At 60.0% G+C, this 12,449-nt stretch carries 8 protein-coding genes; 2 read left to right on the top strand and 6 right to left on the bottom strand.

The genetic code is table 11. From position 1 onward, the window contains the following. Positions 1 to 138: 138 nt before the first annotated feature. Complete coding sequence (locus tag AB1286_RS22575; protein ID WP_430365478.1) at positions 139 to 1,167, top strand: LacI family DNA-binding transcriptional regulator; 1,029 nt, start codon at positions 139 to 141, stop codon at positions 1,165 to 1,167. Positions 1,168 to 1,188: 21 nt separating this feature from the next. Here AB1286_RS22575 and AB1286_RS22570 read toward each other — a convergent pair whose 3' ends face one another. The 6 genes from AB1286_RS22570 to AB1286_RS22545 all read right to left on the bottom strand — a co-directional run bounded on the left by AB1286_RS22570 (position 1,189) and on the right by AB1286_RS22545 (position 9,755). Beyond that, on the bottom strand, positions 1,189 to 2,544 hold the full coding sequence (locus AB1286_RS22570; RefSeq protein WP_430365477.1) for a DNA/RNA non-specific endonuclease: 1,356 nt from the start codon (positions 2,542 to 2,544) through the stop codon (positions 1,189 to 1,191). Between the two features lie 362 nt (positions 2,545 to 2,906). Continuing rightward, a complete protein-coding gene (locus tag AB1286_RS22565; RefSeq protein WP_430365476.1) occupies positions 2,907 to 3,938 on the bottom strand; it encodes a helix-turn-helix domain-containing protein in 1,032 nt (343 codons plus the stop codon). Positions 3,939 to 3,959: 21 nt separating this feature from the next. Then, on the bottom strand, positions 3,960 to 4,808 hold the full coding sequence (locus AB1286_RS22560; protein WP_430365475.1) for a helix-turn-helix domain-containing protein: 849 nt from the start codon (positions 4,806 to 4,808) through the stop codon (positions 3,960 to 3,962). Positions 4,809 to 4,930: 122 nt separating this feature from the next. Continuing rightward, entirely contained in the window at positions 4,931 to 6,157 is a 1,227-nt protein-coding gene (gene wecB, locus AB1286_RS22555; RefSeq protein WP_430365474.1) for a non-hydrolyzing UDP-N-acetylglucosamine 2-epimerase, read from the bottom strand. 47 nt (positions 6,158 to 6,204) lie between these two features. Next, positions 6,205 to 7,845: an NfrA family protein gene (locus AB1286_RS22550; RefSeq protein ID WP_430365473.1), complete on the bottom strand. Its 1,641-nt coding sequence runs from the start codon at positions 7,843 to 7,845 to the stop codon at positions 6,205 to 6,207. Continuing rightward, positions 7,842 to 9,755, bottom strand: coding sequence for a glycosyl transferase family protein (locus AB1286_RS22545; protein WP_430365472.1), 1,914 nt, complete (start codon positions 9,753 to 9,755; stop codon positions 7,842 to 7,844). Before AB1286_RS22545 ends, AB1286_RS22550 begins: the two co-directional genes overlap by 4 nt. A 456-nt stretch (positions 9,756 to 10,211) precedes the next feature. Here AB1286_RS22545 and AB1286_RS22540 point away from each other — a divergent pair, with 456 nt between their 5' ends. Continuing rightward, on the top strand, positions 10,212 to 12,365 hold the full coding sequence (locus AB1286_RS22540) for an EAL domain-containing protein (RefSeq protein WP_430365471.1): 2,154 nt from the start codon (positions 10,212 to 10,214) through the stop codon (positions 12,363 to 12,365). Positions 12,366 to 12,449 lie beyond the last annotated feature (84 nt).

Here is a 12,449-nt window from a genome sequence, read left to right as displayed (position 1 = left end):
CCTTGCGTTGAGATAGCGCTATCTCTTCTTACCGAAAGAAAGGCGGCTTCGGGCCGCCTCTCGCTTCAATCCGTCCCCATTCGAATACAATATCGAACGTTTGTACGACGGTTGAGACAGCGCTATCCTAGTTGAATCATGACGACCCCGACACCCAGGAAAACCCGCGGCACCGGCCGCCCGACGCTAGAGGAAGTGGCTCGCCGCGCCGGCGTGAGCACGATCACGGCCTCCCGCGCCCTGCGAGGCCTCTCGTCGGTCGGGGCGGAGTACGTCGATCGGGTGCAAGAGGCCGCGCGCGCGTTGAACTATGTGGCCAATCCCGCCGCCCGTGCGCTCGCGAGGGCGCAGAGCGATACGGTGGCCGTGTTGGTGCCGTCGCTGACGAACAACGTGTTTACCGACGTCGTCGAGGCAATTCATACGGTGCTGCGGCCGCACGGCATCGAAATTCTGATCGGCAACTCGCACTACTTGCGCGACGAAGAGGAAGCGCTTGTACGTCACTACCTGGCCTCGCCGCCGATGGGAATGATCGTGACGGGCTTCGACCGAACCGAGGCCGCGCGGCGGCTTATCGATGCGAGCGGCGTCCCGTGCGTCTATATGATGGAGCTTGCCCGCGCGGACAATCTCTATTGCGTCGGCTTCTCTCAAGAGGACGCGGGCGAAGCGGTGGCTCGGCATCTCGTTGCGCGCGGTTGCCGCCGCAATGCGTTTGTAGCCGCGCAACTCGACACGCGGATGTTGCAACGGGGCGAAGGCTTTCGCCGTGCATTGCAGCGTGCGGGGCTGCATGATCCCGAGCTCGAAATTCTGACGCCCGCGCCTTCGTCGATCGGGCTCGGTTGCGAGCTTTTCCGGCAATTGATGACGCAACGCCCGGACGTCGACGGCATCTTTCTCGGCAACGACGACTTGGCGCAAGGCGCCCTTTTCGAGGCACGACGGATGAACATCCGTGTGCCGGAGGACGTGGCGATCGTAGGCTTCAACGATTTGGCGGGGTCCGCAGATTGCGTGCCCCGGCTAACGACAGTACGCACGCCGCGCGCCGAGATGGGGCGCACGGCAGCCGATCTTTTGCTCTCGATCATGCGAGCGGAGCCCGTCGCCACCCCAATGGTCGATCTCGGCTTCGAACTCGTGGTCCGAGAAAGCGCTTAAGGGCAACCGCCGCTTTCCTCGCTATCGTTTGCTGTTTCGCTCCAAACGGCCGAGCGCGAGCGCGCGAAAGTCCGTTTTGACTTTCGATTTTCTGGCTCGCGTTTTCGGAACCCTAGCACGCTCGATGATCCCCTGCACCATGGTTTGGTTGGACTTCGCGCGATTCCATTTACCGCTCACCACCTGGGCGTTGCTGAAAGCGTCGGTCCCATTTTTTGCCCCGGCTTTCGCGATGATGTGATCGATCTGTGGGGCAAAGGCCGTCGAGTCTAGGAAAAGCGCCCCGCGCGGCATATGCATCGTCGCCTCCGGGCTAGTCGCAGGCAAACCGTTGCGCCACTCGCGAACCGCGTACTCGTAGCGGCCCATAGTCGGTTCTTCACCCGGATCCCTACCGTTCATCAATACTTGAACTTCTCGATAGACCTCGTCGAACTGATTGTCGGAAATCAGCAGACTCTCTTGATCGTGCAGGACCATATTCGCGGCAAAGATCAACTCTCGCTGCCAGTCCGCGAAGCCTTTCGAGCGAAAGCAAAGCGCGAGGTCCTTCTTGGCGAGCTTAGGAAAGAGTCGTCCAAGCTCGCCCGTCGAAAGCATATAGTCGAGGACCGCGTAAGGGCGCAGATCCACCGGCGGAAGCTTAAAGTCGAAGCCTCTCGAGCAAGCGGTGCCCTCAAGTTTCCAGTTCGCAGTCATCATGTCCTGCTGAGCCTGGAGGAGAGGCGTCTCGAGGATCCGCGCCATCGTTTGCAGGCTGCCCAAGTCCAATTTCGCCACGATCGTTATATCGGCGTCCGGCAAAATCAAGCTTGGAAGACTCGTCGCCAGCTTAATCTCTCGAATCTGTTCGACTTTAAAGGGCGAGAAAAGCGCCTTAACCGGCAAGTGGTATCCCATCGGGATAGCGCGAACGCTTCCGGCCATAAAATACGAACTCCACGTGTGCTGGCTACGCAACACGCTCTTTGTGCCGAAACTATATAACCGGACCACATAGCCGACGGGTATCCGCGGGTCTTGATTCGGTGCTCCATAAACGCATTGGATCCGCAACCCCAACAATTCGCCGGAGTGCTTGGCTGCAAGTGTGGTCAGTACGGCCTCCACCTGCTGCTTCCATGTCTGCTGATTGAAAACACGCGACATGGGAACGAGATTGCGTTCATGGTCCGCGCCGCCGAAGACGTCGGCAAGCAAGTGCCCACGCTCTGTGTGCGGAGGCATTTCGTCGTAGAGATCGACGTCGTCTTCGACCTCGTCGCGCGGCCCCCGCAACGAGAGGGGGTATGACGTTAGCGTTTTTCGTTTTCCGCCGTTAGTCGAACTCGGATTCAACACCGCGTAGGCAAAAGTGACACGCTTGCGGTTCGCCACGGAAGTCCGAAACCCGACGGGCATGTGGTTTCCCGGCCGGAATTGGAAATCCTCGCTTTCCGTACACCAGGCCAATATTTTTGGCATTTGTTGGTCTCCCCGCGACTACGTTCGGCCAATTCGTAGGAAAAGCAGCCCGATCCCGCACGCGCGCCGGTGTCTTCCGGCGCCCCCATACTGCTATGCGAAATCGTGTCGGCTCGAATGCTCGCATGCTGAACGTCCAAAACTCAATAAAGCCAAAGCGGAATGCCAACGAATGGTCCCAGCGTCTCAATGAGTTGTCTTTCCGTCTCGATGCGACAGAAAATCATAGCCACATGGCTCGGATGAGCGCTTCGTTACGCCCCAGACTTCGAGGTTCAACGTATCTGTGAGAGCCATGCCCGCCAGTCATGGGCTTGAACCGACAGCACGGGGTTCGCATGGCCTTCCAACGCAAGGGCTCGCGTTTCGCGCGGCGACATGCCGATAGCCCTACGATAGGCCCGCGTGAAATTCGACGCGTCGAGAAAACCATAGGCTTGGGCGATATCGGCAATGGATCGATGTCCTTGCGAGCGATCGGATAAGATGCCGTGACACAGCCGCAGGCGCTGTTGACGAAGATAGTGGAAAAAGCCCCCTACCGGTTCGAACAATCGGTAAAGCGTGGCGCGCGAGATGCCGAAGTGCGAAGCGACCCCTTGCGGCGTCAAGGTCAGATTCGTTATCTCTACGTCGAGATATCTGCAAATCGCCGAGAAAAGGCTCTGAGTCACTGCGCCGGCATTCGACTCGGTCACCGCGCTGTTGATCGCCGCAGCGGCCAATTGCAACGTCCCTGGCATAACGGCCTGGGCCTGCGCGTTATCAAGCTGCCCGGCAGTGCGATACAACGCGCAGAGGTGATCGCGCAAAAGCGCGATGAGCGGCGCGTTGCCGCTCATCACACGCATACTGAGTTCATCGGGCGAGCGCAGCAAAGGCGCCAGCAGCCGGCGCGGCACGACGAGACTGAGGAAGCGGCTGTCGCTCGTGCTCGTGGACAACGCTTGCGCCGCATCCACGATAAAAAGATCGCCGGGTCGAGTCGCGCTGTCATTGCCGCCGTCGCGCCGGCCACAGCTGCCGTCCAAGTAGTACTGAAGCACATAGGAGTCGATACCGTCGCGGCCGAGCTTCGAGCGCGACCGGTCGTAGTGCTGGGCCTGCGCGCTGATCATGCCAAGGCCCGTTTCTCCTAACAGATAGGCGTCCACCTGCGCTTGGAAACCATTCGCTTCGCCTCCGGCCGAGCGCGCATCGAACATCACGTTGATCGCCTCGCGCCACGCATCGAACTGAAGCTCGGGCGGCAGCACGCTCGTATCGAAATGCGAATGGGGGAGCTTACTCGAGAGGATGTCGGTCATAGCGCTTTTATCTTGAGCCGCCTAGTTGGCCAACGAAACGTGCAGTTCCATGTCGCGCGCTTGCTCATCCCCTCCGGTCGGCAGTGTCTGATAGATTTCAAAGGCACCCGCTGTTCCGAACGCCTCTTTCGATTGTTGAAACCAAGAAAGCACACGCGGCCGCAATCGAGCATGCCCCTCCATATATGTGCATCGCAACGAGAACACGACAAAGCGCGACGGCTCGGCGGCCAATTCGATCCAGCCGTCGGGAAGCGCATCCGGCGGCAGCGGCGCCTCGATGGCACAACCGTATCGGATCTGATCGGCGGGCGTGTTGTCGGGGTCGTCGAAAATCACGCCGTAGAACGGACCGATTGCCTTTAGATTCGACACATGAAGACGATCCGAGAAATCGGCCCAATGCATCAGTACTTGGTTATAAGCGCCGACATACCGGCGCATCCATAGCCGCCGCGGCTCGACCGATCGTTCGCTGCGTATCCCGATGGTTGGCTCCGGCGCTGCTTGCTCGAAAGGCGCGTAACGGGCGTGCGCCGCCTTCCTCATCTTCATCGGCGAAACGCCCTTCTCCTTCGAAAACGCGCGCGTAAACGATTGCTGGCCGTTATAGCCGACATTGAGTGCGACATCGAGCAAAGGCGCATGAGTCAGCGTGACGAAATTCGATGCGACCTGAAGTTTGCTCTGCTGAATGAATTCCCCGAGATCGAGACCCGTCTCGCGTTTGAATAGGCGCTGGAGCTGAAAGCGGCTCATCCCTACTTCACGCGCCAGGTCCTCGACGCGCAGCCCCGTGTCGCTGTCCATGGACTGCGTATAGACGGTCGTCTCGATCTTGCCGATGACGTGAGCAACGATCTTATTCATATTTTCCCCGTATTGCGGCCGCGCCTTCGATGTGCGCGATGGGTGAAATCTAACATGTCTTATTCCGCGATCCCGATGCGCACGCAAATCGGCTTGCCGTAACAGATCTGGGAGGCGTTACCTTATGCGGCCCGCACCGCGCGTAGTCCGACTGCCAACGCATCGTGCTCCGACATCGGAAACCGCTTCGAGTCGGCCGCCCCCATCGAGACGATTTCTTCGGAAGCGGGGGCCTGCTCCAATGCCGCAAGAATACGGCTGCTTGCATGACCGTCGCCATAGGGATTGGCGGCATGTGCCATGGCCTCATAATTCGCGCGGCTATCGAGCAGTCGCTCGATCTCCTCGACGATGCGGGCCGTATCGGTTCCCACGAGCCGTGCGGTGCCGGCCTCTAACGCTTCGGGCCGCTCCGTCGTTTCGCGGGTAACGAGAACAGGCTTGCCGAGTGCCGGCGCCTCCTCTTGGATGCCGCCCGAATCGGTCACGATAAGGTAGGCGCGTGACATTAAGTAGACGAACGACGCATACTGTTGCGGCCCGATCAGTCTCACGTTCGGCAGACCGCCGAGAATCGCGTTCACAGCCTCGCCAACGCGTGGATTGGGGTGCACGGGATAGAGCAATTCGACATCGCTGCGCTTGCGCGCGAGCGCCCGTAGCGCAAGGCAGATCCGTTCGAGCGGCTCGCCGAAACTCTCGCGGCGGTGCCCTGTCACGAGAATGAGCTTACGCGACGGGTCGAGAAACGAAAAGTCGGCCGCGGCCTGTGCGGCAAGCACGGGGTCCGTCTTCAGTCTCTCCTGCGTTTGCAGCAACGCATCGATCACGGTGTTGCCGGTCAGGATCACCTGCTCGGGCGGCACGCCCTCGCCGTACAGGTTGCGCTTCGCCGTTTCGGTCGGGGCGAAATGCCATGAGGCGACCGCGTCCGTTACGCGGCGATTCAACTCTTCGGGCCACGGCGAATGAATATTGCCGGTTCTCAGCCCTGCTTCGACGTGACCGATCGGTATGTATCGGTAAAACGCCGCGAGGCTCGTCGCCAGCGTGGTAGTCGTATCTCCATGCACCAAGACGATATCGGGCCGCGCGGCATCGAACACCCCTCCTATCCGATTCAAAATATTCGCCGTCAGATCCGATAGCGATTGGTTTTCGTGCATCACGTTCAGATCGAAATCGGGCTCGATGTCGAACAGCGAGAGCACTTGATCGAGCATTTGCCGATGTTGCGCCGTCACGCAGACGGTCACCTCGAATGCTGAATGTTGCTTCAGCGCCCGCACGAGCGGTGCCATCTTGATCGCCTCCGGGCGCGTTCCAAATACCGTCAATACGCGTTGCATCGTCGTTCTCCCCGGCTGCCGCCGGATGTCATGTCTAATGGATCGTTTTAAAACCAAAGGGTCGTGCGAACCACCAGCCCTTTTGCTCGATTGGCGTCGGTCAAGCGCAGGCGGTACTGCACGTTCAAATCGAACCAGCTTGCCGGCGCGCGATAGGCGCTTTCTCGAAACCAGTACCGCAGCCCGACACCGGGCCCGACACCGAGTGCAAGCCGATGCGGCGCGCGGCTGTCGAAGTCGCCGGCAACCGCGGCATGCGGAAATACGACAAGGCGCCCGCCGATCGAATCAAGCCGCCAAGCGTGGCCATAGCGCAGTTCGACCGGCTGGATGAAACGTCCCTGATTGGCGAAATAGGCGCTCTCGGTATAGATCTGCCAGCTCGGCCAATCCGGCTTGATCGGGTGAAGATCGATACCCTCGTCGAGCGAATAGCCGATCCGAAACAGCGTGTCGTCGTAGGCGGTACGGCCGCCCTTGATCAGCTTTTCGACGGTGAACACCAGATCGCGCGACGGGAAGGGTTTATAGCGCGCGCCCATCGACCATTGCAGCGTCGGCAAGCCCGTGGCACCGCCGCTACGGTCGTATAGCGTCGTGTACTGCCGCGCGAAGAGTTGAAAAATCTTTCCGTCCCGATAGCCGATCTTGGAAGGCTGCCAATAGATCTCAGTCCCACCTTGGAAGAGGCCGATCGTCTCTTGAGGACCGAATCCGCCCGATTGATATGCGCCGTTCACCACGACGCCGACCCGCCGCTCGGCATCGTCGATCGCGCGGCGATAGCCGAACGCGCGCTCGGCATCGTATTGACCTGCTCGTGCATTCGCATCGAGGCTGCGTCGAAACAGATCGTCGGCGATTTCGTTTTCGTTAAGGCCACGCGCGAGGTAAGCTGCGTCGGCATATTGCGTCGCAGTGGCCGGCTGTCGCGCAAAGCCGGTGCGAAACAAGGCGAGCGCTTTCCTTTCGAGCGCGCGATCGTGCTTGCCAAGCGATAGCGCGGTGTAAGCCGCGTCGACGTATTGAGAAGCCGTGCCCGTCTCCTTTGCGAAGCTCGCCTCGAACAACTCGAGCGCTTTCCTTGCATACGTGGGATCGTCGACGGCCAGATCGCGCGCCGCATAGGCCGCATCCGCATATTGCTGCGCGGTACCCGGCTGCAATGCGAAACTCGCGTCGAACAGCTCGAGTGCGCGCCTATCGTTCGCACGATCGCTATCGCCTAGACTCCGGGCCGCATAGGCCGCATCGAGATATTGAACGGCCGTGCCCGGCTGCTGCGCGAAGCTCGCATCGAAAAACTCAATCGCTTTCCTGGCATAAGACCCATCGATCGTAGAGAAACGGCGCGCCGTATAGGCTGCATCGAGATACTCGTCCGCCGTGCCCGGACGTTGCGCGAAGGCCGCTTCAAAGAAGACGAGCGCCTTCCTATCGTATTGGGCGTCGTGCTTGCCGAGGCGCGTTGCCGCGTAGGCGGCGTCGAGGTATGCGCGCGCCGTTGCCGGATGCCGAGCGAAACTCGCTTCGAACGATGCGAGGGCGTCCGCATCGTTTCCGGCATGCACGAGCGCGTACGCAGTGTCGAGAGATCGGCTGGTTTCATCCTGCGCGTAAGCGAGAGGAGCGGCGACGCAGACCGATAAGGCCGCGCAAACGGACAGCGCCGAAAAGCGTCGAGTCATATCGAGTCCACCTTCGACCGGTCGGCTCGGGCCTCGCCCGGAAGATGCAATTCATCGAGCGCGGCCGTGATCTCGGCCTCCGATGCGATGAAACATTGCACATCGACTCCGGCAGCAGCGCGCAACTGCGCCATGGCGGTCTCGTCGAGGGGGCTCGGAACCGCGACGTTCAACGCGCCCGCTTCGCCGTCTCCAAACGGAACGGCTTGATGGCGTAGCGCGATATACGCAGGCAAACGCGACACGAACGCCCGCCAATCGCGATCGCGCAAGTCCGCGCGCGGCAGCCCGGCCTGGAACGCGATCGCATCGGCAAGCGTGTGCGCGTCCAGCCCCGCGCCATCGACCAGCAATTCGCCCAACCGTATTCCGGGGTGGCTCTTTTGCATGGCCAGGGCGTCGTCAAGCTGTTTCTGCGTGATCGAATGCCAAGACAGCAGCAATTCGCCGAGACTGTGATGAACGAGCTTCAAATCCTCGCGCGACGGGTACGAATGCTTCGTCTTGTCCCAACCGATCGGTTGGCCCGTGATAGCCGAGACGGCGTATAGCCGCCAAGCGCGGCAGACCGCGAAGAAGTTGATGAAGTTGTTGACGACGAGCCGGGGGATCGAGAGCGCACCTTGTCGCCAACCGTTTAGTCGCGAGACGAAATAAACACGCTGAAATACCCGGTTTCCGAGCATCGCCGCGTTGACGAACATGATGTCGGCGAGCCAAGTCGGCGACGCCTCCAACAGCGTTTGATCGTCGACGATCCACCCGCGCGCCGCGGCAAAACGTTGACCCAGGTGATTGAATAGCAGGACGTAGGCGAGAATCGTCACGAGCGAAGTCACCGTACCCTTGCGGTCCCGCAGGTACATGTATTTGGTCGCCAGCGAACCGCGCCATCCGAGCCTATGCGCACCCTGAAACGCGATGCCGATAATCCAGCGCGCGCGTTGCCGGTAGGCGGCTCGAAACGTGCCCGGGAAAAGTTCGCGCGTGGCGATGATGCTCTTCGCGTCGATTTCGCGATGCTGCCCCCCCAGTAGGCGCCGGCGTCTCGTCTTGTATTCGAGCGGAAGCCAAACGAACGCCATGCGAGCACCGATACGCTTCATTTGGAAGCTTGTGTCGTAGTCTTCCGTCAGGCTGTCCGTGCAAAAGGGCTCGTCCTTCCCCGACTCGAGCAATCGATCGACGATGCGGCGGCTATAGCACGATGCGACGCCGGCGCCCGGCACACACCCTGTCAAGCTTTCGCGCACGACGAGATCCTTCGAATGCCACTCGCTGAAGTCGTCGAGGTAGGTGCATCCCACCCAGTCGCTCCACTTCCGTTCGAGCGACAGCACCGGAAGCTGAAGAAAGTCTTTCCGCTCGATCAAGTGATTGAAGAGCTTGAGCTCCAGGGGATGAACGATGTCCTCGCAGTCATGCATCGCAATTCCAGCGAAGCGCATGGCATGCGTGGCCTCGTGCTCGAGAATCGATTGGACGATCCAGTTGAGGCAATCGGCTTTGCACGTCGGTCCGTCATGCGGCACCATCGCGGGCCGCACGACGTTCGGATAGCGCCGCGCCATACGCTCGGCCTCGATCGTCGTATCGGCATCGTTGCGATAGGTACCGACGAAGATGACGAACTTGCGATATTCGAGCGTCGCTATGGTGTGCTCGATCATTTGCGCCAGCACCGCGTACTCCTTCCACGCGGGCACCATGATCGCGAACCATCGTTCCTCTTCGGTGCGAAGGGCTTGCGCCGTCAGTCTGGGGTAGCGCCGGCGTATGACTAGAGCGCGGTACGCGGCACGGATCCAGTAATAGGCGTCGATGAACAGATCGTCGAGCGACGACGCTAAGATGACCACGCATGCAATCACGACGAGAAGATTGAACGCGTTGAAGTACGCTGCTTGCACAGACAAGATCCCCGTATAAAGCCTATTTTTTAACTGCCCTCGGGGCTCTTGGATAACGTCCGAGCCGTTTTCGTATAGGTCAAATGTATCGTTGAGGACAACGAACTAAGTTGACGGCAGTCAACCGCGACCGGGCGCATGATGAAAACGCAACACCCTGTCTCGTGGGGTTTGACACGCTTCCTATCGATCCTGTCGATGCTCGTAATGGCGCCAAAACGAGCAAACGTTGTCGTGCACCGGTTCCAATCGACATCCGGCTAAAGCGGATCGCGTCCTTGACCCAGATCAAGGCCGACGAAGATGGCCTTAGTCAAACTGCTTGCGCATGCGAGATCCCGCGGTGACGCATCGCGAACGTTCGAAGCCGAGACAGTGTTTTCACCGCCGAAGATCCGTCTCCATTCGCCTAGAAATGCAAGTAGCCGTTGCGAAAGCGGTATCGTCGGAGACGCGATGAACGAACGACCCAAGCAAGAAGGCCTTCATCCGCTTCATCCTCGCGTCGAGCAAGCGCAATCGCCGCCGAACGGATACGCGTCGCCCTACGGCTACGCGGCTCGGACAGTACTCACAACGATTCAGACGACGCTGGAACACGCGATTCCAGAGGCGATCGAACTCTTCTACCTCCGGCTCAATCGACTCGAATTGCCGAAGCAATTGCTCGGCACGCTATCGCCCGACGAACACATGCATTTGCGCGCGGCGCAAAAGGACAATCTCAAGCTGATCGCCGACCCCGCACTAACGGAGGAGGCTCATCGCGCCTCGGCGATCAAGATCGGGCGGATCCATGCGATCGTCGGCCTCGACCGGCAACACTTGGCCCGCAGTCGCGGCATCTTGCTAGGATCGCTCACCGATTGCATCGACGTATCCGCCTACGGCGAATGCCTCTCTATCCTTTCGCGTCGGCTCAATCGCGACCTAGCCTGGCAACTCGAGGCGTACGAATCGCTACAAGAAGCTAGGCAACAAGCGTTGCTCGACATTACCGAGCTCGCCTGGTCGGCAAGCAGCTACACGGATCTCATCGCTCAGCTGGTTCGTATCCTCGCCTCGTTGGACGAGGTCACCGCCTGCGCCATCGGTCGCCCCGATCATCAAGGCGCGCTGCGCTTCGAAGCGGTATCGGACAAGCGCATGCAAAGCTATCTCGAGTCGATGGAGGAATCCGATTGCAGTATCTCGATTCATGCCGACGATCCGACCGGTCAAGGTCCTGCCGGAAAAGCATGGCGCGGCGGAAAACCGGAGCGCGTGCTCAATTTTCAAACCGATCTCGCCGTGACGGCCTGGCGCGATATCGCGCGTAGTGCCGGTTTCCGGTCGAGCATCGCGATTCCCATTCGCGCTCCCGGCCATCTGCCGTTGGCAATCTTGTCCCTATACAGCGCGCTGCCCGGCGGATATAGCGGCACGAGCCAGCGCATCTTCGTGGATCTGCTTCAGACGCTGCTCGGCTTCGCCTTAGCACGCATCCAAGCGACCGAAGGCGAGGGGCATACGATACCGTTCGGCGTACGTCAGCGATGGGTTACGCTGCTTCGCTCCGATGCGTTGCAAATGCACTATCAACCGATCGTCGACTTGATGACAGGGGAAGTGCAAAAGGTCGAGGTCTTGGCTCGTCTCTACGACGGCGACCGACTGCTGACGCCGGGCGACTTCTTGAGCGTGCTGTCGATAGAAGATTATTTCGCCCTCTATGTGCGTGCGCTCGAGCGCGCTTTGGAGCAACGCAATACCTGGCTTCGGGCCGGCTTCGATTTGGGCATCTCCATCAACCTGCCGCCGATGGCGCTGCATGACAGCCGCTACCTGCAAGCCACCCAAGAAGCGATGGATGCGCTTGGCTGCCCTCCGGGACGGCTCACGCTCGAAGTGCTCGAAACCGAGCGCGTACCGCAAAGCCTCGAAAGCCGCGACGAATTCGGCAAGTTCAAGGCAATCGGCGTTCTGCTGGCGGAAGACGATCTAGGATCGGGACACAGCAGCTTGGCTCGCTTGCATGAATTTCCTTTCGATCTGGTCAAGATCGATCGGTCCATCGTGGGAGAGATCAAACGCGATGCGTCCGATCCGCTGCGCTTCGTCTATCAGTTGACGCGGCTCGGGCATTCGCTCGGCATGTCGGTCGTCGCCGAAGGCATCGAGGATCCCGCGCTCTTGCCGGCGCTGCGGATTCTCGGCGTCGACGCGGCGCAGGGATACGCGATTGCACGTCCGCTGCCGGCAGATGAATTCTTCGCTTGGCTTCACGGCCGCAAGAGTTCGCCCGCGGACGAAAACGACGGCAATCGGTTCGTTCAACTCGCGCAGTTCATGCTCTGGGAAGAAAAGCTTTCCCTCGTGATGAACGACCCACATTGCAGGGAAAGACTCCGCGGCGGCCCGCCGACAGATCGCGAGGCAGACCGCAGCGAACGCGAACGCGGCGACCAGCCCCTCGTCGCAGCGCTAATCGGTACGGAGGGCGGCGCGAGCGGTGGCTTATTCGCCACGCCATGGCAGCGGCGCCTGGTTCAACTCGCGCTCGAGTATGGAATGCGTAGTCAGGAATATCGCACCCTGCGCGACCAGCTGCAAAGCCGCGTACCGGCGTAAAGAGAAAATTCTTCTATCGATATTCGAATTCTCGATAGATTTTGGAGCCATTTTCCAGCACGTTCGCCATATCATGCCCTCTTA

It is taken from the genome of Trinickia sp. NRRL B-1857, from assembly GCF_050470685.1.
Lineage (GTDB): Bacteria > Pseudomonadota > Gammaproteobacteria > Burkholderiales > Burkholderiaceae > Trinickia.
This window is presented reverse-complemented; position numbering and strand designations above follow the sequence as displayed.

Excerpts from the sequence above, each read along its gene's own strand:
- AB1286_RS22550 (WP_430365473.1), bottom strand. The coding sequence starts at position 7,845 with ATGACTCGACGCTTTTCGGCGCTGTCCGTTTGCGCGGCCTTATCGGTC.
- AB1286_RS22560 (WP_430365475.1), bottom strand. The coding sequence starts at position 4,808 with ATGAATAAGATCGTTGCTCACGTCATCGGCAAGATCGAGACGACCGTC.
- wecB (WP_430365474.1), bottom strand. The coding sequence starts at position 6,157 with ATGCAACGCGTATTGACGGTATTTGGAACGCGCCCGGAGGCGATCAAG.
- AB1286_RS22565 (WP_430365476.1), bottom strand. The coding sequence starts at position 3,938 with ATGACCGACATCCTCTCGAGTAAGCTCCCCCATTCGCATTTCGATACG.
- AB1286_RS22575 (WP_430365478.1), top strand. The coding sequence starts at position 139 with ATGACGACCCCGACACCCAGGAAAACCCGCGGCACCGGCCGCCCGACG.
- AB1286_RS22540 (WP_430365471.1), top strand. The coding sequence starts at position 10,212 with ATGAACGAACGACCCAAGCAAGAAGGCCTTCATCCGCTTCATCCTCGC.